This window comes from Rhodococcus sp. NPDC060090 (assembly GCF_042729855.1).
In the GTDB taxonomy this organism is placed as follows: domain Bacteria; phylum Actinomycetota; class Actinomycetes; order Mycobacteriales; family Mycobacteriaceae; genus Rhodococcus.
This window is the reverse complement of sequence record NZ_JBHWXB010000003.1, coordinates 76967-97128: the sequence shown is the minus strand read 5'-3', so window position 1 is coordinate 97128 and position 20162 is coordinate 76967. Positions and strand designations below refer to the sequence as shown.

18 protein-coding genes and 1 riboswitch are annotated in these 20162 nt (G+C 65.0%); of the genes, 8 read left to right on the top strand and 10 right to left on the bottom strand.

Annotated elements, in window-relative coordinates:
• Positions 1-191: 191 nt before the first annotated feature.
• Complete coding sequence (locus ACFWCF_RS05055) at positions 192-1604, top strand: MFS transporter (protein ID WP_378557982.1); 1413 nt, start codon at positions 192-194, stop codon at positions 1602-1604.
• A gap of 25 nt (positions 1605-1629) precedes the next feature.
• On the opposite strand, the gene ACFWCF_RS05050 is transcribed toward ACFWCF_RS05055, so the two are convergent.
• A complete protein-coding gene (locus ACFWCF_RS05050; protein ID WP_378557979.1) occupies positions 1630-4428 on the bottom strand; it encodes an aconitate hydratase in 2799 nt (932 codons plus the stop codon).
• 269 nt (positions 4429-4697) lie between these two features.
• Here ACFWCF_RS05050 and ACFWCF_RS05045 point away from each other — a divergent pair, with 269 nt between their 5' ends.
• A complete protein-coding gene (locus ACFWCF_RS05045; protein ID WP_378557976.1) occupies positions 4698-5879 on the top strand; it encodes a trans-sulfuration enzyme family protein in 1182 nt (393 codons plus the stop codon).
• 46 nt (positions 5880-5925) lie between these two features.
• Here the strand turns inward: ACFWCF_RS05045 and ACFWCF_RS05040 are convergent, their stop codons facing one another.
• Both ACFWCF_RS05040 and ACFWCF_RS05035 read right to left on the bottom strand, forming a co-directional pair.
• A complete protein-coding gene (locus ACFWCF_RS05040) occupies positions 5926-6267 on the bottom strand; it encodes a hypothetical protein (protein ID WP_378557973.1) in 342 nt (113 codons plus the stop codon).
• A gap of 282 nt (positions 6268-6549) precedes the next feature.
• Positions 6550-6993: a GNAT family N-acetyltransferase gene (locus ACFWCF_RS05035; protein WP_378557970.1), complete on the bottom strand. Its 444-nt coding sequence runs from the start codon at positions 6991-6993 to the stop codon at positions 6550-6552.
• Positions 6994-7328: 335 nt separating this feature from the next.
• On the opposite strand from ACFWCF_RS05035, the gene idi reads away from it, so the two are divergent.
• On the top strand, positions 7329-7886 hold the full coding sequence (gene idi, locus ACFWCF_RS05030) for an isopentenyl-diphosphate Delta-isomerase (protein WP_378557967.1): 558 nt from the start codon (positions 7329-7331) through the stop codon (positions 7884-7886).
• A 22-nt stretch (positions 7887-7908) separates the two neighbouring features.
• Here the strand turns inward: idi and ACFWCF_RS05025 are convergent, their stop codons facing one another.
• The 3 genes from ACFWCF_RS05025 to ACFWCF_RS05015 form a co-directional block, all read right to left on the bottom strand.
• Complete coding sequence (locus tag ACFWCF_RS05025; protein WP_378557965.1) at positions 7909-8838, bottom strand: hypothetical protein; 930 nt, start codon at positions 8836-8838, stop codon at positions 7909-7911.
• Positions 8839-8882: 44 nt separating this feature from the next.
• Positions 8883-9239 (bottom strand): VOC family protein, encoded by a 357-nt coding sequence (locus ACFWCF_RS05020; protein ID WP_378557962.1) that lies wholly within the window; start codon positions 9237-9239, stop codon positions 8883-8885.
• Positions 9240-9305: 66 nt separating this feature from the next.
• Complete coding sequence (locus ACFWCF_RS05015; protein WP_378557959.1) at positions 9306-9887, bottom strand: TetR/AcrR family transcriptional regulator; 582 nt, start codon at positions 9885-9887, stop codon at positions 9306-9308.
• Positions 9888-9952: 65 nt separating this feature from the next.
• Here ACFWCF_RS05015 and ACFWCF_RS05010 point away from each other — a divergent pair, with 65 nt between their 5' ends.
• On the top strand, positions 9953-10990 hold the full coding sequence (locus tag ACFWCF_RS05010; RefSeq protein ID WP_378557956.1) for an alpha/beta fold hydrolase: 1038 nt from the start codon (positions 9953-9955) through the stop codon (positions 10988-10990).
• 11 nt (positions 10991-11001) lie between these two features.
• On the opposite strand, the gene ACFWCF_RS05005 is transcribed toward ACFWCF_RS05010, so the two are convergent.
• Entirely contained in the window at positions 11002-11412 is a 411-nt protein-coding gene (locus tag ACFWCF_RS05005) for a hypothetical protein (protein ID WP_378557953.1), read from the bottom strand.
• Positions 11413-11439: 27 nt separating this feature from the next.
• Positions 11440-11552: riboswitch (SAM riboswitch) on the bottom strand.
• Positions 11553-11697: 145 nt separating this feature from the next.
• On the opposite strand from ACFWCF_RS05005, the gene ACFWCF_RS05000 reads away from it, so the two are divergent.
• Together ACFWCF_RS05000 and ACFWCF_RS04995 are read left to right on the top strand one after the other, a co-directional pair.
• Positions 11698-12549 (top strand): formate/nitrite transporter family protein, encoded by an 852-nt coding sequence (locus ACFWCF_RS05000; protein WP_378557950.1) that lies wholly within the window; start codon positions 11698-11700, stop codon positions 12547-12549.
• A gap of 169 nt (positions 12550-12718) precedes the next feature.
• Positions 12719-13324 carry a uridine kinase gene (locus tag ACFWCF_RS04995; protein WP_378557947.1) on the top strand — a complete coding sequence of 202 codons (606 nt, stop codon included), beginning with the start codon at positions 12719-12721 and terminating at the stop codon, positions 13322-13324.
• Between the two features lies 1 nt (position 13325).
• On the opposite strand, the gene ACFWCF_RS04990 is transcribed toward ACFWCF_RS04995, so the two are convergent.
• Both ACFWCF_RS04990 and ACFWCF_RS04985 read right to left on the bottom strand, forming a co-directional pair.
• Positions 13326-14510, bottom strand: coding sequence for a winged helix DNA-binding domain-containing protein (locus tag ACFWCF_RS04990; protein WP_378557944.1), 1185 nt, complete (start codon positions 14508-14510; stop codon positions 13326-13328).
• Positions 14511-14567: 57 nt separating this feature from the next.
• Positions 14568-15026, bottom strand: a complete 459-nt coding sequence (locus ACFWCF_RS04985; protein ID WP_378493163.1) for a PPOX class F420-dependent oxidoreductase — start codon at positions 15024-15026, stop codon at positions 14568-14570.
• An 841-nt stretch (positions 15027-15867) separates the two neighbouring features.
• Between ACFWCF_RS04985 and ACFWCF_RS04980 the strand changes: the two genes are divergently transcribed.
• Together ACFWCF_RS04980 and ACFWCF_RS04975 are read left to right on the top strand one after the other, a co-directional pair.
• Complete coding sequence (locus ACFWCF_RS04980) at positions 15868-17253, top strand: hemolysin family protein (RefSeq protein WP_378557941.1); 1386 nt, start codon at positions 15868-15870, stop codon at positions 17251-17253.
• Positions 17246-18259: a hemolysin family protein gene (locus tag ACFWCF_RS04975; protein ID WP_378557938.1), complete on the top strand. Its 1014-nt coding sequence runs from the start codon at positions 17246-17248 to the stop codon at positions 18257-18259. The genes ACFWCF_RS04980 and ACFWCF_RS04975 overlap by 8 nt, the downstream gene beginning before the upstream one ends.
• A gap of 13 nt (positions 18260-18272) precedes the next feature.
• Here ACFWCF_RS04975 and ACFWCF_RS04970 read toward each other — a convergent pair whose 3' ends face one another.
• Positions 18273-20141, bottom strand: coding sequence for an SEC-C metal-binding domain-containing protein (locus ACFWCF_RS04970; RefSeq protein WP_378557935.1), 1869 nt, complete (start codon positions 20139-20141; stop codon positions 18273-18275).
• Between the last annotated feature and the right edge of the window lie 21 nt (positions 20142-20162).

The following is a 20162-nucleotide window of genomic DNA, read 5'->3' as shown; positions in this document are numbered from 1 at the left end:
GGCGATGCGCTGACACCGCGACAGATCGGGTACCGTGATGTCCATGTCTGCTTCTGCAGCGGCTGCGGCCGCCGTGACGAAGACGCTCCGCTAGCGGCGGAGCACTCGTCTCTTCACCCTTCTGATGCTTCGTCGCTCCACGGCCAGTCCGGAGCGGCTAGAGGTGCTGCCCGGAGTTCCACTTCCGAGCGATGGAGCACGACTTGTTTCCCACCACTATCCCTTCCCGGCGCGTCAACGCGCCGGGACGAGCATGGGTCACTCTGGCCTGCCTGTCCATGCTGCAATTCCTGATCGCGGTCGACGTGACCGTGGTCAACGTCGCCCTGCCGTCCATCGGAGCCGAGTTCGGGGCTGACGCCCGGCAACTCACATGGGTCGTCGTGGGGTACACGATCACCGGTGGCGGACTGCTGATGCTCGGTGGCCGGCTCGGCGACATGCTCGGTCAGCGACGGCTCCTGCTTACCGGTACAACAGTGTTCGGCCTGGCCTCACTGCTGGCAGGGCTCGCCCCGACATTCCACCTCCTGGTGGCAGCACGGCTGCTCCAAGGCGCCGGAGAGGCACTCGCGCTGCCGGCCGCGATGGCCGTTATCGTGCTTTCGTTCCCCGAAGGCCATGGCCGCTCACGGGCGCTGAGCGTGTGGGCGGCCGTGGCCAGCTGCGGCCTAGTGCTCGGATTCATCCTCTCCGGAGTCATCACCGAGTTGCTGGGGTGGCGCTGGATCTTCCTCGTATCGGTGCCGTTCATCGTGTTCGTGCTCATCGCCACGAGCATTCTCGTGCCGGCCGACCGCCCGAGAAAGCGCATCACGCTCGATCTCCCGGGCTCGCTGTTGCTGACCGCGGCACCGCTCCTGTTCGTCTTCGGCATCGTCGAGCTGGGAGAGGTCGACGGCATTCCCCGGTGGGCGGCCGTGGCGGTGTTGGTCGGGTCTGTGGTCGCAGCCTTCTTGTTCGTCGCAGTCGAGCGGCGTGCTGCGAATCCGTTGGTGCCGCTGAAGTTCTTCCGCAATCGGTCACGGGTGATGGCCAATCTTGCGACTGCTCTGCTCAGCGCTGCGTTGTCCACGTCGTTCCTGCTGTTCACGTTCTATCTGCAGAACCGGCTGGGGCTGAGTCCGCTGATCACGGGCTTGACACTCGTGCCGCTGGCGGTCGCGCTGGTTGCGGCGGTGACGTTTGTTCCGCAGTTCCTCGGGCGATGGGGTGCGCGGTTCTGCGCAGTCGCGGGGATCGGCTTCACCGCTCTCGCGATGGTCGCGATCGCGATCTCAGCTCAGCTCGAGGCACGTGCTCCGGCGGTGGTCCCAGCCATGGTCCTCATCGCCGCCGGGATGGCCTTCGGCCTTGTCGGACTCCAGTACGCGGCGGTCACCGGGGTGACCGAGGAGGACGCCGGTACTGCTTCCGGAGTCCAGCGCGCGGCAGACCAGCTCGGCGGGTCGACGGGCATCACCATCTATATCGGCGTCGGCTTCTCTGCGGCTCTTGCGGGAGCAGACCCGTTCCTGATCAGCAGTACTCTTGCCGTCGCGGGACTGATCTGCGCGGGTGTGATCGCCATGCGTATCACGATGCCGATCCAAGCAGCGGCCTGATCGTCTCGTATCCGAGTCGATCAGCTCAGGCACCGGCGAGCTGCCGGAGCACGTACTTCAGGATCCCTCCGTGTCGGAAGTACTCCGCCTCTGCCGGGGTATCGATTCGCACCTTCGCATCGAACTCGATGTCCCCGGCGCGCACGTGCACGGTCTCGGGTACCGAGTCGGCGTCGGCAAGCCCGGTGATCGCGTACTCCTCCTCCCCCGTCAACCCCAGGCTCTCGGCCGATGCACCGTCGGGGAATTGCAGTGGCAGCACACCCATTCCGATGAGGTTGGACCGGTGGATGCGTTCGTACGACTGCGCGATCACCGCGCGCACTCCCAACAGCAGAGTGCCCTTGGCCGCCCAGTCACGCGACGACCCCGACCCGTATTCGGCACCGGCCAGCACGACCAGAGGCGTGCCGTCGTGCGCGTATTTCTGCGCGGCGTCGTAGATGTCCATCTGTTCCCCGGTGGGAAGGTACCGGGTGGCTCCTCCTTCGACGTCGGGAACGAGTTGGTTGCGCAGCCGAATATTGGCGAAGGTGCCACGGATCATCACCTCGTGGTTGCCGCGCCGCGACCCGTACGAGTTGAAGTCCGCCGGATCGACGCCGTGTTCCTCCAGATAGCGTCCGGCGGGGCTGTCACGGCGGATCGACCCGGCCGGGGAGATGTGATCGGTGGTGACCGAGTCGCCGAGGAGAGCCAGCGCCCGTGCGCCTGCGATGTCGCGCAGTGGCTCGGGTTCCGCTGTCATCCCGTCGAAGTACGGTGGGCGCCGCACATAGGTCGAATCGTCATTCCACTCGAACACCTCACCGGTGGGGACGTCGAGATTCCGCCACGTGTCGTCGCCGTGATAGACGTCGGCGTATCCGGATTCGAACATCTCCGAACGCACGCACTCGTCGATGACGGCCTGGATCTCCTCGGTGGACGGCCAGATATCGCGCAGGAACACCGGATTGCCCTCGGTGTCGGTGCCGAGTTCATCCTCGAATACATCGACGAGCATCGACCCTGCCAGCGCATAGGTGATCACCAGCGGCGGCGAGGCGAGGAAGTTCATCTTCGTCTGCGGATGGATGCGGCCTTCGAAGTTACGGTTGCCCGACAACACCGCAGACACATTGAGGTCCTCTTCGTCGACGGCTGTTGCTATCTCGTCGAGCAGAGGGCCGGAGTTGCCGATGCACGTGGTGCAGCCGTATCCCACGAGGTTGAAACCGAGCTTTTCGAGGTACGGCGTCAGTCCGGCTCGTTCGTAGTAGTCGGTGACGATCCTCGATCCGGGTGCGAGAGTCGTCTTCACCCACGGTTTGCTGCGCAAACCCTTCTCGACGGCGTTCTTCGCAAGTAGGCCCGCACCGATCATCACCGATGGGTTCGACGTGTTGGTGCACGAGGTGATCGCGGCGATGACGACGTGGCCGTGGTCGAGTTCGAACTCGGGCCCGTCGCCGACACGCACGGGAACCCTGTGCGACGGCGGATCGGCTGCCGCAAGATCGTCGGGTAGGGGGTTACGCGGAGGCGCGCTCGTGTCCTTCCCGAAGATCGCGACGGGGTCGCTCGCGGGGAACGACTCCATCGACCCCTCGTCGAGGCCCCCCTCTTGCACCTGAGCGACGACACCGGGAACATCAGCACCCGAGAGCAGCGCTCCGACTGCCTGCGGGGCGAGTGCCACCGGAATGCGATCCTGTGGCCGTTTGGGTCCGGCGATCGACGGACGCACCGTCGACAGGTCGAGTTCGACGACCTGGCTGTAGGCGGGTTCGCGGTCGGGATCGTGCCACAGCCCCTGTGCCTTGGCGTACGCCTCGACGAGACGCACCTGATCGTCGGAACGTCCGGTGAGACGCATGTAGTCGAGGGTGATGTCGTCGATCGGGAAGATGGAGATGGTCGAGCCGTATTCGGGACTCATATTGCCGATCGTGGCGCGGTTGGCGAGCGGCACGTTCGCCACACCGGGTCCGAAGAATTCGACGAATTTTCCCACTACCCCGGTCTTGCGCAGCATCTCGGCGACGGTGAGCACGAGGTCGGTGGCGGTGGTGCCCTCCTTCAGTTCTCCGCTGAGCTTGAATCCCACAACCTGCGGGATCAGCATCGAGGCGGGCTGACCGAGCATCGCTGCCTCGGCTTCGATTCCCCCGACGCCCCACCCGACGACACCGATACCGTTGATCATCGGGGTGTGGGAATCTGTTCCGACCAGCGAATCCGGGTAGGCCAGCGTCTCCCCGTCCTCGGTCTCGCGGGTGAAGACGACCCGGCCGAGATATTCCAGATTGACCTGGTGGCAGATGCCGGTGCCGGGCGGGACCACCTTGAAGTCGTCGAATGCCTCCTGCGCCCACCGCAACAGTTCGTAGCGTTCGCGGTTGCGTGAGAATTCGAGGTCGGTATTGATGCGAAATGCGTCTTCGGTGCCGAATACGTCGGCGATCACCGAGTGGTCGATGACGAGTTCTGTGGGGATCAACGGATTGATGCGGGTGGCGTCACCGCCGCGGGTGGTCATGGCATCGCGCATCGCGACGAGGTCCACGACGCACGGCACCCCGGTGAAATCCTGCATGAGTACGCGCGCCGGCGAGAACTGGATTTCGGGATTGTGCGTCGAGTCCGGATCCCATTCCGCGACCGCTTCGATCTGCTCGCGGGTGACCAGCCTGCCGTCCTCGGTGCGCAGCAGGTTCTCGAGCAACACCTTGAGGCTGTACGGCAGACGGTCCGAGCCTGGCACCTTGTCGATGCGATTGATCCGGTAGTCGATGTTCCCGACGGTAAGTGTGTCTCGTGTGCTGAAACTGTCGTGACTCATATCGTGCCTCCTGGGCTGCACAGCTCGAGTACGTATCCGGCACCGCCCGCGCTTCGATCACCGTGCCGAAACGGTGTCACCTCGACGCTACGACACCGATCGCAGTCCGTCAGGGGATCGCGTGCCCGGGCACGAGGTATTCGCTCGGCACAGCCGCATTCGCTCGGCACAGCCGCATTCGCTCGGCACAGCCGCATTCGCTCGGCACAGCCGCCCACGCGATACTCGTGGGACGTCCACTCGAATGCACCCGTGAACGGAGTTCTGACGTGAAGCACGAAGCAGCAGGTCAGTCGACGCAGGCCATCCATGGCACCACCATCACCGATGCGTACGGCGCGCCGCACCTTCCGATCTACAACACGACCACCTTCGCGTTCGAGAACACCGCGGCGCTGCTCGAGGTTGCCGATGGCCACCGGAGCGGTCCGCTCTACACCCGTTACGGGCTCAATCCGACGATCTTCGCACTCGAAGAGACGATGACGTCCATCGAAGGCGCCGAGAGTGCATTGGCGTTCTGCTCGGGTATGGCCGCGGAGACCTCGCTCTTCGCGCAATACGGACGCGAGGGCGTCGTGTGCGTCGGCGACGCGTACGGCGGCACCATGGAGCTGCTCACCAACCAGCTGTCCCAATTGGGTATCGCCACCACGTTCCTGCTCGACGACGAAGTCGAGCGCCTGGACGAGACGCTCCGCGGCGGGGCGAAGCTGGTGTTCTTCGAAACACCCACGAATCCCGCACTCGGCATCTACGACGTCGCTGCGATCGCCGACGTCGCACACCGCCACGGTGCTCTCGTCGCGGTCGACAACACCTTTGCCTCGCCCGTCAATCAGCGGCCGCTGGCTCTCGGCGCCGACCTCGTCTCGTACTCGGCCACCAAGTATCTCGGTGGGCATTCGGATGTGACGGCCGGGTTCGTGCTCGGTGCGGCCGAATTGATCGAACCGTTGAAGCCGTGGCGCAAGAGTTTCGGGTCATGCATCGCACCGGAGCCAGCGGCGTTGTTGTCGCGCAGTCTGCGCACGCTCATCGTCCGCGTCAAGCAGCACAACGCGAATGCGCAGGCGGTCGCGGAAGCGATGGAGGCCGATCCTCGGGTCGCGCGTGTGCTGTATCCGGGTCTGCCGAGCTTCCCCGGGCACGCACTCGCGGTGAAGCAGATGAAGGGCTTCGGTGGCATCGTGACGATCGAGATCGCAGGCGACGCGGAGACGACGGTGCGGGTGGTCGACGGATTGGGCGTGTTCGCGTTGGCACCGAGCCTCGGCGGTGTCGAAAGCCTGGTCACGCAGCCGGTGACCACAACCCACTACGACCTCTCGCCCGAGGAGCGGCAGCGGCGAGGAATCACCGGGTCGATGATCCGCCTGTCGGTCGGGCTCGAGGACGCGGACGATCTCATCGCCGACCTCACACATGCCCTCGAGGTCGTCACCGTGTGATGACAGGTCGGGAGAGTCGTCTCGGGGACAACCGAGGCGGGCACTTTCACCTGAACGGTCGAGCGCTCACAGGGGCGAGGTGGGACTTGAAGACGGACATCAGCCACGTCGCTGTTGCGATGGCGAACCCGAACCCGGTGGCGAGCAACGGATGTGTGACGGCACCGACCAGACTTCGGTCGCCGCGAGCCGGGCACGTTTCTCTTCTGGCCGTCTCCGTGAGATGACCCGCTGGAATCCATGTCGGCGCGGGGTCGGAGTTGTCGGTGCGGAAGTACCACAACCCGGACGGGTAGATCCGGTACGGACCGGATACGTCGAGGTCCCGGCCTTCGTAGCGGGCCGTCACGATGTGTGTGGACTGGTCGGTCGGTGCAGTGTTGCTCATGAGATCACGTCCCGGCTATGTCGGAGGTGGCATTGTGCGGCACCGATTCGGTGGGTGACATCTGCGGCAGCTACCATGCCCGAGCGTAGACCTGGTTCGGCGCGGTCGCAGTGCCGAACCGGTGCGAGATACAACACCTCCAGCCCCCGGGTACGAGACCTCCGAACGCGCCGTCAAGAGCGGCACCACCTCGAACGCCGAGAGATCGAAGTGGGCCGACTCCGTGGCTCGGAGGGTCTGCATTCCGCCGCCCTGGTGGGCAGCAGGCCGCCCGGTATGTGATCAGACGCGGTCGCTCGGGGTGTACCGGAGGAGGTTGGAATCTCGCTCCTCGAAGCCGAGCTTGCGGTAGAGGCGATTGGCCGCCTCCCGCGACGCCCGCGAGGTCAGGTCGACCGTCCGGGCGCCGAGTTCGGTTGCCCGGTCCATCGCGGCGAGCGTCAGCGCAGCGCCGGCCTGCTGCCCCCGCGCTTCGGCGTCCACCACCACGTCCTCGATCCAGGCGCGGACTCCGGTCGGGATGGGGAAGACAACCAGGGTCAGAGTGCCGACGACGCGGCCGTCCAGCCGGGCAACGAAGAGCGTGTTCGTCGGGCAACTGACGACGGTGCTGAGCGTCTCGACCGTCACCGGTGCGGCGGAGCGGGACAGTTGGGGAACGAGACGCGCGAAGGCGGCAACGATCTCCTCGGTGACTTCGCCAACCTGCTGGACTTCCACAGCCATGGTTCTCCTCAGTGAAATGCGGGATGACACCGCGTCGGATTCGGTTTCCGGGAGCAGCCCGGCGGACGCAAGATACCGATGCAGCGAACCCGCGTCGACTGTGCCCCCGAGCGGCGTACAGGTCGACGAGCCAGAAGCACCGGCTGTACCCGGCCGCCAGGCGGACCGCCCGGAGTGCGGTGATGTACCTGACCGTCCGGTGCCGGGACCAGATAGGCCGATCGGCCCGGTCGGACACATCGCAGAAGTGGCGGATCACGGCACACGGGTAGGCTCGATCCGGCGAGTGCCGGACACCGCACGGCACCCCGAGCAGCATGACGGAGATCCACCAGATGACAGCGCTTGCCCACGAGGAACTCGTGGTTCTACTCGACGAGCACGAGCGACCCATCGGTACAGCCCCGAAAGCTACCGTCCATCACGCAGACACGCCGCTCCACCTGGCGTTCTCCTGCTATGTGTTCGATGGCGCGGGCCGAGTCCTCACCACGCGACGAGCCTTGAGCAAGATCACGTGGCCCGGAGTGTGGACCAATGCGTGCTGCGGTCATCCCGGCCCGGACGAAACTCCCGAAGACGCCGTGCGTCGTCGCGTCGAGCAAGAGCTGGGACTGGTCGTCGACGACGTCACGTGTGTGCTGCCACGATTCCGGTACCGCGCGACGGCCGCCGACGGGACTGTCGAGAACGAGGTTTGTCCCGTGTTCTGCGCGCGCGCCGCATCCGATCTGGATCCCGATCCGTCCGAGGTGATGGAGTGGGAGTGGGTCTCGTGGACCGACCTCGAGACCGCGGCGACCGTACCGTGGCTGATCAGCCCTTGGTCCGCCGAACAGATTCCGCAACTGTCGAAAGCCGGCATCGCGCGGTGGGTCGGGCCCACTGCCTGACGCTACTCATACTGTCCGACGCTTACTCACATGTGTCGTACTGTTCCCGCAAGCGATCGCGGAGTGCCAAGGCCTCTGTTGTGTAGAAACGCTCGGGTTCGGACTCCGCCAGATTCGGCGCATATGTACACCCTGCGACGTGGACGCTGCCACTGAACTTCCGGTCGGCTCCCCCGCCTGCCCCCTTCCACTCCAACATCAGCGGATGGTCTTCCGTCGGCTCGAACAACGCGAGGACTGCTTCGAGATGCACTGAGGCGTGCGCTTCGTCCTCGACGGCAACCGTCAGGCCGGACACGTGCCCTCGCGTGACGGATACCGCCAGCGTGTTCAGCGGCGATCCTGCGAGCGAGTCTCGGATCGTCCGTGCTTCGTCTTCCCCGAGGGGCATCGATACTCTCCACTGCGGTTCGCCCTCGAATTTCCGGACGGTGACGAGCACATCGTCTGCGGGTATGTACGAGCGCACCGCGTCCAACGCGGCCGCAGCGGGTGCGTTTTCGAACCGCACCGTGTCGTGACCGCCGCTTTCTTGCTGCGTCCAGAACACCTCCGAGCCGGGGATGTCGTCGGCGATGTTCCGTGCGGCACGAGTGTCGTCCTCAATCGGATCGGGCTCGAGCGTGCCGTGCCGTTCGAGGACCACTCCGTCGGCGACGACGAAGGTCGCAGATTGGTCGTATCCGTCGAAATGATCGTCCTTGATCTCTTCGATGCGTGCAGCGATGTCGGCGACCTGTGCGATATCGGCTTCGGTCGCGATGACATCGATGTCGAGTTTCGAACCCTGGGTGAAGTTGTTGGAGTACAGCACGTCGACGTCCTCGACACCGGACATCGCTGCGACAGCGCGCTCGAGGGCGTCGGCCTCCTCCTGCCGATCGGGCTGCCCGCAGCCCGACAACACCGACACCGCTGCGACCGCAACACACCATCCCGCAGCAACGCGCACGACACCTCCTTTCGGGCCTCACCTTACGGTCGGGTGAAGCACCGTCAGGTTTCGGACCACACGCCCAGTTCGTTCCCGCTCGGATCGAGAAAGGTGAATCGGCGTCCGCCGGGAAAGTCGTACGGCCCCGACGAAATCGTGCCTCCTGCGCGCTCGACCGCACCGACGGAGGCGTCGAGGTCATCGGAGTACAGCAGCACCAGAAGCCCGGCGGTGCCCGGTGCGCGCAGAGTCGTCAGTCCGCCGACCTCTCCGTCCCCGTCGACAGAGCGAATGCCGGTATACGCGGGCCCGTAGTCGTTGAATCTCCAGCCGAATGCGGATTCGTAGAAGCCACGTGTCGCGGGGAGGTCGGTCGCGCCGAGTTCGATGTAGTCGAATGCGTGATGAGTGTGTCCCATAAGGCCATGGTGCACCTACCCACCGACATGGACCGCCGAAGCCGGCGATGGTCTCGGGCAGTCCGACTACCCGATGCGACCCTCGATACTCCTGTCGATCTCGTGGCTGACGAGATCTGTTGCAGCGTCGGCATCCATCGCCATCACCAATACCGATTGCGTCGCACCATTACTGAGTGCAACCAACCTCTCGGCCTCGTCGTGAGCCGCGTGCTCCGAAAGACCGGCGCGACAGAGGAGCCTCTCGGCCTCGCTGACGGTTCCCCGCGACGCTTCGGCAAGAAACGACCTGATCCACGGGTCGTTCGTCGCTTTGGCGAGGTAGGCGTACCAGACCGAAGCACCTACACGGGAGGATGCGTCCGTGGGAACGGGCTGGCTGAGCAAGGCCACGAGGGCTGCTTTCGGATCTTCGGAAGATTCTCGTCGGCGGTACATCTGTTCGGCACCGGCAACCATCTCCTGCGCCCCGGATCGGATCAGGTGCTGCTTCGATTCGAAGTAGTGCTGGATTCTGCCGATCGAAACACCGGATTCGGCCGCGACCGCCTGGAACGTCACCCCGTCGATTCCTCGTTTGTGGATTACCGCCCACAGTGCCCACACGATCTCTCTGCGACGTTCGGCATGGTCGACCACTTTAGGCATGTCAGAATTTTACAATATGCTTATACTGCAAACAGTACGAATCGCTGACTTCGAGGGAAACCCACATGAGCGAACCCACCACGGACACAGATTCCCGGACCGACCGTCCACCACCCGCCCGCCGACACCGCCGATGGCTGCGCCGCAGCGGAATCGTGGTGGTCGCCGCACTTGCAGCACTGGGCGCAGTGAGCATCCAACAGTTCTTCTTCGGAGTTCCGGGCGTCGGCCACTTCCGCGACGCGGAGGGCCGGCGCGCCTATGTCGAGGCCTATGAGCAGGCGATGTCCGCCCTCCCTCCATCCACGACAACCCTCGACGTCACGACCCGTTTCGGGACGGTCCGCGTCTACGAGTGGAGCTCACCGGAAACCGAGGACACCGCTCCCGTCGTCTTGGTCCCCGGACGCGCGTCGGGTGTCCCGATGTGGGCCGAAAACCTCGCCGACTTCTTGCCACACCGGCGCGTCCTCGCATTCGACGCACTCGGCGACGCCGGCCTGTCGACACAAAGCGTTCCGCTGACCTCGTTCGACGACCAGGCGATATGGATGGCCGACGTACTCGACGAACTCGCCGCCGACGGCGCACACATCGTCGGCCATTCGTTCGGCGGCGCGATCGCAACGACGTACGCACTACAGTTCCCCGAGCGCGTCCGATCGCTGACGCTCCTCGAACCCGTATTCACCTTCGCGTATCCGCCCGCGCGCATGATGGCGTGGACGATGGTGTCGAGCCTTCCGTTTCTTCCCGAGAGCTGGCACACCACCGCACTCGGCAAGGTCGGCGGTGCCGAATTCGACCCGAACGACGACATGGCGAAGATGATCGCCGCAGGTTCGGAACACTATTCGGCGGCGCTGCCGACCCCCTCACCCATCAACGACAGCGAGAGGGATTCCTTGACCGTTCCCACCTACGTCGCTATCGCAGAACATGATTCGATCGCCGGCGGCACGAACGCCGCCGATCGGGCTCGGCAACTCCCGAAGGCGACGGTCGCCATCTTCCCCGATACAACCCATTCACTTCCCATGCAGGCGAAAGATCTTCTCGCAGTAGAACTTCCCGAGTTCTGGATCGACGCCGAGAAAGTTTGATCCGAACACGCTCACAAGCCCGGCACATACGCCAGCACGGGGACGTGCCCCGGCACGCAGTCCTTCCAGTGATCAGGAGCCGCGAGGGTGAAGGTCGCGGGCACGTGCGGGTCGGAGCCCGGCAGGATCAGGACCCGCCACTGCGGCACCCAGGTCGCGATCTCCCCAGCCGCGTCGACCGCACGGATGATCGCGGCAGTGTCGTGGTGGCGGAACACGAGTCGTACTCCATCCCAAGATAATTCGACGTGTGTCTCGCTCAGTACGTGCACCAGTGCACCGACGCTGAGATCGGAATCATGGAAGGCCTTGCGGGCGCGGATGTGATGGACATGGTGCCCGTCACCGAATGAGGCGCACCCGTGCACATCTGTGCGATCGGCATTCCGGATGTGATCAGCGTGGTCGAAGTGATCTGTCATGATGTTCCTCCGGGTCGGCCCCGGGGCGGGGCGCTCGTGCCCGGGCCGGTCGGCCGCGAGCCGCTTCGTCATCCGAGCCACCCGCGAGCGTGGGGTTGGCGTGCCGTCAAGTCGGAGCTTGGCGACGGCATCTCGTGAAGCACCGCCACTCTACATGACGCAGCGGCCTCACAACCCCGGCGTCCGTCCGCGGAGAAGTACGCAACGCTTCCTTACTGCTCCGCAACCCCCCGGACATGGGCACTGCCGACACTGGTCGCGCACTGTTCGCACCAGGAGGTTTCCGTGTCCTACGTTCCACCCGCCGAACTGGCCCGCGCAATGGTCGACGCCGGTCAGAGCAAGGTCCTCATGTCCACCCGAGACACCCTCATCAGGGCGTACATGGCTGGAGCCATCCTCGCCCTCGGGGCGGCGTTCGCGATCAACGTCACCGTGCAGACCGGCAACGCACTCCTCGGAGCCGTGCTCTTTCCGGTGGGATTCTGCCTGCTCTATCTGCTGGGTTTCGATCTTCTCACCGGCGTGTTCACGATGGTTCCCATCGCGTACCTCGACAAACGTCCGGGGGTGACGCTCAGGTCGATGCTCCGGAACTGGGGTCTGGTGTTCGTGGGAAACTTCCTGGGCGCTTTCACAGTGGCGCTGCTGATCACCTTCGTCCTCACCTACGGCTACTCGATCCCGCCGGACGCGGTCGGTGAACGTCTCGGCGAAATCGGTGAGGCCCGCACACTCGGCTACGCCGAACACGGCGCCGCAGGCATGATGACGCTGTTCCTGCGCGGCGTGCTGTGCAACTGGATGGTCTCGACCGGCGTCGTCGCGGCGATGATGTCGAAGAGCGTGTCCGGCAAGGTTCTCGTCATGTGGATGCCCGTCATGCTGTTCTTCTACATGGGATTCGAGCACTCGGTCGTCAACATGTTCCTGTTCCCGTCCGGTCTACTGCTCGGCGGTGATTTCACGCTCAGCGACTACCTGATCTGGAACGAGATCCCGACGGTGCTGGGCAATCTGGTCGGCGGTGTCGTGTTCGTGGGGCTCGCCCTCTACATCACCCACGTGCGCACGAGGCCGAAGCGCCCCGTCCCGGACACCGCGATGATGGCCGGCACGACACCCGAAACCGTGTGAGAGGACATACCGGACTCCCATCCTTCCCACGCACGAGGCCGCAGCACTGATCGCGTAGCCCGCATCCGGACGGTGATCGGGTTGTGGTGACGTTCGACGGCAATGTCCTCGACTACCGCTGGTACGAACGCGAGTTCGGTCGAGATACCGCCGACGCTAACCTGGTCGGATGGCGTCGTTCACACCGATCTCTCCGACTGCGCTGGCCGAGCTGCTCGCCGAGCGTGTGCGCGCACAACCGGGCCGGGTCGCCGTGGCAATCTCGGCCGCCGACGCCGCCGATCCGATGGGTCTGGCGAACCGGGTGGTCGAGCATCTGCGGACCTCAGGACGTCCCGCACACGCCGTGTCTCTGCACGACTTCGTGCGGCAGGCATCGCTGCGTCTCGAACACGGGCACGCCGACCAAGAGAGTTACCGGTCGAGCTGGTTCGACTACGACGCACTGGACCGCGAGGTGGTCTCGTCGCTGAAGGAGCAGCACCGCTTTCTGCCGCGACTGTGGGACGAGACCACCGACCGGTCCGCGCGTGTTCGCCGGGTCGACGCTGCAGGCAACCACGTGGTGCTCGTGGCAGGTCCGATGCTCCTCGGTCGCGGGCTCGCGTTCGATACGACCGTTCAGCTGAGGATGTCGGAGGGCGCACTCGTGCGGCTGACCGCCGATGACGAACACTGGACCATCGCACCGTTGCTCGCGCACGACTCCGACGTCGATGCCGACATCGTCGTGCGCTTCGACCATCCCGACCGACCCGCGGTGCGAAATTCTTGAACTACTGCGCCGCTAGAGATTTGGCGAGCGGCGAGGGGAATCTGGGCATCACCCTCACCCCGCCGAGCCATTCGTCGAGCCGAGCTGCCTCATCGGAAAGAAAGGCTTCTGCGTCGGCCCCCGCGTCTTCGAGCATGTAGAGGCGGACGGCACCGTCGTCGGTCTGCCACCAGGTGCCGACGATCCTGCCGTCCCACCACGCGGTCGGCCCGGCGTTTCCGCTGGTGTCGAAGAGTTGTTGCTTGTACGGACCGAGATACCAGTCGCGTTCGAACCAGCCCATCGTCGTGGGATCGAGCGACGGCAACAGGGCACCCCACGGCTCGACGGGTGGAGCAGGGTCTACGTCCTCGGGAAGGAGATATCCCGTACGCCCGTCGAGATCCACCTCCACTGCCGCCAGGTCGGCCAGTGCCGCCCGCACGCCTTTCACTGTCGAGCCGAGCCACCACTTGATGTCGGCTTCGGTGCCGGGACCGAATGCGCGTAGCCACATCTCGACGAGTTCGCGAAGCCCTTCCGATTCGCTACGCGGTTCGATCTCCTCCCCCAGCCACGCCCCGGTGCGCGCCCAGTTCGGACGCGAGATTCGCCAGTGCCCGTTGTTGGAGGCGCGGACCACGTGGCCCGATGCGGACAGAACGGTCATCACGCGCGGCGCGAACGGAACCTTCCCTCCCCATGATTTCCCGATGCCGTAGTCGGTCGATGCGTCGAGAATCGGTATTTCGGAACGTAATTCGGACGAGGTTGCTTCCCGGCCTCCGGCCAGGGCATGGAGTACCTTCGTGGTGGCCTCATCGAGCCAACGCGCGCCGTCCTCATGCAATTCAGCGCGTTCGATGTCTTTGATCACGCTGCGGCGCTGGGCCTGCGCGACCCGGTTGCTTGCGCCGGCCTGTGCCGCCGGGAGCGCCGCGCGCGGAAACACGAAGACGGTGCGACGCATCGCGAGGTGCTTGACCAGGGATCTGTCCACGTAGAGCGCGTCGTCGAGTTCGGCCACGGAGAGATCGGCGACACGCGCCCACGCCGAGAGGTACACGGTGGCCGGGTCGGTGCCGTGCAGGCACACCATGCTCTTTGCGGCCTCGACCGGGTCGGGCGCACGATGGGCCGGGGCAATGCGGTGGCGGGCCGCAAGGCGTGCTCTGCGTTCCCCGACGTCGACAGTCCGAAGCACCATTCCGCCATACTAGATGGGAGTGTCGACCCAGTCGTGAGTGTCGGTGCGAGTGCGCTGTCAGCGTCTCAGCTCCGGCGGGAATCCACCGGTTGCGACAGGACCCCACGAATCGATGGTGATTCGGATGAGCGACTTGTTCTGCGCGCGCATCGCATCGCGGTATTCATCCCAGTTCGGGTGCTCACCGGAGATGCATCGGAAGTAGTCCACCAGCGGTTCGACCGCGTCGGGCATGTCGAGCACCTCAGCGGTGCCGTCGACCTGCACGTACGCACCATTGAACTCGTCGGACAGGACGCACACGGTCGCGCGTGGGTTGCGGCGCAGATTCACCGACTTGGCCCGCTGCGGGTAGGTCGCGATGACGACTCTGCCATCGTCGTCCACGCCGAGGGTGACGGGCGAGACCTGTGGCGCGCCGGATTCTCGCCACGCGATCAGCACTCCGCGGTGACGGGGTCGGAGGAACTCGAGCAAGTCCTCGCGTGAGACGTGGTCAGCCGTTGCGATTGCCATGACACCCACGATAGGCGGCATGCGCCCGGCTCGGAGCTGGGAAACGCCGCGGACCCGCAGGCAGTAGCCTGCGGGTCCGCTCGTCGACAGCCTTACTGGTTGGCGCTGCTGATTCCCTCAGCGGAACCGCTGAAGAAGTCGAGTGCACCGAAGAGGTCGGCAGCGTTGACGAAGAATTCGGCCAGATCAGCGAGCATGGTGTAAATCCCATCTGTGGAGAATCAACAGCGGTGCGATCGCGGTAACGAACGCAAATCAATTGTTACCAGAAAATTCGAATCTCGCAGCGCCAGGCGACTGAGTTCCACATCACATACAACTCGTACGGAGCAAATCACGAATCGATCACAACCGCGAAACAATCTCCATTTCCCCAGCTGAGACGCCCAATCCTGCGAAGTACGGCCCATTCGGGGCAGGATTCCGCCCCACCTCGACATTGATCTCGGACAATGTCGAGAAGAAGCGAAATTACACACCACCGAGCAGCTTTCACACCGGCGGGATTCGACACATCGGACAAACCGAAACAATCCACCAATTCGATGCTCATTCGCTGACGACACGCTGCACCCGAGGGTTCTTCACACCGTCACCCGGCGTTCATCGAGGGCCCGCCGATCTCACGACGGCGCTGCACCGGTGCGAGAAGCACACCGACCCGAGGGCGTCGGTCCTCCTCACCCAGGTATGTCCCCTTATCCTGGGTGGGTATCTGTCCGCGATTACACACAGAGAGAACCATGAGACGCGCCAAGCGCAAACCGCGAAGACCCGCCCCGTCCGTCGACGACCACCCCGTCCCTGAACCCCGCTTCGTTCCCGGAAGCCGGAATCCCGGATGCTGACCGCGCTCGGCATCGCCTTCGGAATCTTCGTCGTCCTGGCCATCACCGCTCTGACCGGTTACTTCGTGGCCCAGGAATTCGCCTACATGGCGGTCGACCGCTCGCGGATGAAGGCCCGCGCCGAAAGCGGAGACAAATCAGCTTCACGCGTCCTGTCGGTCACACGCCGCACCTCCTTCATGCTCTCCGGCGCACAGCTCGGCATCACGGTCACAGGCCTGCTCGTCGGCTACGTCGCCGAACCTCTGATCGGTAGCGGTCTCGGCGTGGCGCTCGGAGGCGTGGGTGTACCCACCGCCGTCGGAGTCGCTGTCGGCACCGTTCTGGCGGTGTTGTTCTCCACCGTGGTCCAGATGGTGTTCGGTGAGCTTGTCCCGAAGAACCTCGCGATCGCCCGGCCCGAACCGGTCGCCCGGTGGCTCGCGCTGTCCACGACGGTGTATCTGAAGATCTTCGGGTGGCTGATCCGTCTGTTCGACGCCTCGTCGAACCTGCTGCTGAAGGCGTTGCGGATCGAGCCGGTCCACGATGTGGAGCATTCGGCGACCCCCCGCGACCTCGAACACATCGTTGCGGAATCCCGCGACACCGGTGAGCTGCATCCCGAGCTGTCGAAGCTACTCGACCGGATCCTCGATTTCCCGACCCGCACCGCCGAGCACGCCATGATCCCCCGGGCGCGCGTGGACTTCGTCGACATCGACGAACCCGTTGCCAGCGTCCTGGAGAAGATGGGCACCGGTCATACCCGCTACCCGGTTGCCGGCACATCGTCCGACGATGTTCGGGGCGTCGTGCATCTGCACGACCTGCTGGGGATCGAGAATCCGACGGGCACCGTCGGCGACGTGTGCCGGCCCGCGGTGATCGTGCCGACGACTTTGTCGCTACCCGAGGTGCTGGCGCAGCTGAACGCCGAAGGCGAGGAGATGGCGCTGGTGATCGACGAATACGGCGGATTCGCCGGAGTTGTCACCGTCGAGGACATTGCCGAGGAACTGGTCGGTGAGATCGCGGACGAACACGACCCCGCACTCGAGACCCAGGTGATCACCCGATCCGGCGACGGTTGGCTCATTCGCGGCGACGTACACCTCGACGAGGTGATCCGCACGCTCGATGCCGAGCTTCCCGAGGGCGACTACGAAACTCTCGCGGGCCTGGTGATCGCTGAGTTCGGCGGGCTCCCCGAGGTGGGCGACACGGTCACCATTGCCGTCGATCCCGATCCGGCCGATCTCGTGCGCGAGTCGGCCCCCCGTTCGAAGCACCTCGTCGTCGAGGTTCGGGCAGTCGACAAGCACGTTCCGTCCTCGGTGTTCGCGACACTGCGCGGCGACGACGAAGTGAAGGACGACGAGGTGAAGGGCCATGAGTAACCCCTGGGTGGTTGCAGTCGCGACCGTGATGCTGATCGCGGCGAGCGCATTCTTCGTCGCAGTCGAATTCGCCTTGATCGCCGCGCGGCGTCACCGGCTCGAAGATGCTGCGCCGGAAAGTCGTTCGGCTCGTGCTGCATTGCGCAGCGCGTCGGAACTGTCGGTGTTGCTTGCAGGGTCGCAGCTCGGCATCACGGTGTGCACGCTGGCGCTCGGTGCGATCACCAAGCCTGCGGTCCACCATTGGCTCACACCGGTGTTCGAGAGTTGGGGTGCGCCGTTGTGGTTGGCCGACGTCGCCGGATTCGTGTTGGCGTTGATCATCGTCACGTTCCTGCACCTCGTCGTCGGTGAGATGGCGCCCAAGTCGTGGGCCATCGCCCATCCGGAGAAGTCGGCGACACTGCTCGCTCTTCCGATGCGCGCCTTCATGTGGTGCACCCGTCCGGTCATCGTGCGGCTCAACCACATGGCGAACTGGATTCTGCGCAAGGTCGGAGTGGAAGCGGTGGATCAGGTCGCATCGGGTCAGGATCCCGATGCGTTGCGTCACCTCGTCGAGCATTCCGCCACCGTCGGGACACTCGACGAGCGGTACCACGGTCATCTGAGCAGTGCACTCGAACTCGAGGCGCTCACCGTGGGCGACATCGTCACTCCCAAGGCACGTCCGAGCAGTGTGCGGCCCGAGGCAACCGCTGCGGAGATCCAGGACATGGTCCGCCGGACAGGGCACCTGCGACTCCTGGTGCGCGGCAACGGACGCATCGACGGCGTCGTCCATGTGCGCGACAGCCTGCAGGCAGGCGACGGCGTGACGGCCCGAGATCTGATGCGGCCTGCGCTCACTCTCGACGCGGCGATTCCGGTGTACGAGGCGCTGGGCACGATGCGCGAGACCAGGAATCATCTCGCGACGGTGACCGACGATGGTCAGGTGGTCGGGCTGATCACCCTCACCGACGTTCTGGCACGGTTGCTCCCCTCGGAGCACGACGCCGCCTGAGGCTCCTTCGACGTCACCGGTCGCTGTCCCCGAGCACATGCCCGAGGGCCTGCAGGGACAGCTCCGGTGCGTCGAGGAGTGCACGCATCTCCTCGTGACGACCGTCGGCGACCGGGTGGACACCGATGTAGTTGTGCCACTCGTCGCCGACCGGGAGTGGCCGGACGACGACGGTCGCACCGACGCTCACGTCGTCACCCACAGTCCGGTCCATCACCCGTATGCTCTCTCCGCTGTGCACGTCGCGAACGGTGAATCCGTCGACGGGACGCACCTCGTCGAGTACACCCATGACGAGCGGCGCACCGTGCCACCGCTGTGCGAGGTCGCGTTCGTCGGCGGGAAGCAGTGTGGCCCAGTGCTCGACGAAATGGTCGAACGCTCCCCCGTCGAACAGTACGACGTCCGACACCACCCGCACGTCGTGGTGGGCCTGGTCGACCTCGGCGAAGAGCCGTTGCCAGCGCGGTTGGTCGATGATCAGACCTGCCTTCGCGTACAACCACACGGCGCAGTGCTCGAGCGAGGCGTCGCTCTTACCGAGGTGGCACACCTTGTACTTGCGGGCGGAACCGCACCAGCAGCGGTCGTTGCGGCCCAGTTCCGGATGCTCGGCCGGCTTGAAATGCTGCAGGAACGGATACATCGGGTGCTGCGTTCCGGCCTCGGCGCGTTCGAGCAACAGCAGACCCGCGGTCGTATCGCCTCGCATCGCTGCGAAGGTCGCGAGATCGTTCAGCGCCGGTGAGAAGCCGGGATCCTCCGAGGTTGCGAGCCGGTAGCGCCGTTCGGCCTCCGGCGCGTCGTCACGTGCCAGTTCGGCTCGTCCGATCATCCAGTGTGCGCCCGCCCTGGTGGTGCGGGGTCCGCGGCGGAGCAGCTGTTCGGTGGCCTGCACCATCACATGCGGTTCGATACCGAGCCGGAACAGGGCCTCGTCCGACACCAATTGTGCGACAGCAGGGTCCGCGAGTGGTGTCAGTGTCTCGGGATCGTCGAAGCACTCCTCCAGGTAGGCATCGAGCGAGAACTCGACGTCGTCTTCCTCGAGTGACCACGACGTCAGGAGTGCCAGGAAACGCGTGGCGGCGCGCGCAGAGTCGGCGTCCAGACCGAACGCCTTGCCGAACCACTCGGATGCGGCGCTTTCCTGTTCGACCGGACCGGCAGCGGGTACGGTACCCGTCCGGATCAGCTTGTTGCCCGCACGTTCGAATCCTGCGTCCGCGAGTTGGTCGCTCAGCGGTGTGCACGTGTCGCGAGCCAGCTGCGGGTCGGCGACGAGCGCTTCGAGCAGATCCAGTTCGATGTAGAGATCGGATTCGCGCTCCGACATCGCCGAGATCCACTCGCCGAGCGTGCCCGGTGCCGGTTCGTCTCCGACATGGTCGACGGTGACCTCTCCGTTTCGGACAGTGAGTGCGACGAGGTCGCCGACCCTGCGCGACGCCAGGAAACCCTCGGGCAGGACCACCACGCCGAATTTCGCCCAGCCCTTGCCGGACAGTGAACGAGAAGCGAGAATCTCGTCGTGGAATCCGGGAACACCCACGCTGATCGGTGGGTCGTTCGGCACAATCAGGGCTGGTAGCAACACGTCGAACATCTCGAGGGCATTCGCCTCGATCTCTTCCGCGGTGAGCCGATGGGTGAAGACGCGCCCCTCGAGCGCTGCGTCGAGTGCGATGAAGCGCCCGTCGCGCAGCTCGGTGATCACGGGGTCTACGAGGGCATCACCGAGTTCGATCGCGGCCTCGATCTGCGCGGGGTCGCGGAAACCCTGGGCGGCGAGCGCGGCGGCGAGCGCCGGCAGGGTGTGCGGGCCGCCGTCGCGGAGCAGCGCTGTCGCGGTGGCAGAGAGGTCGGTCGGTGAAGAATCCACGACCCGAGCGTCTGCGTAAAC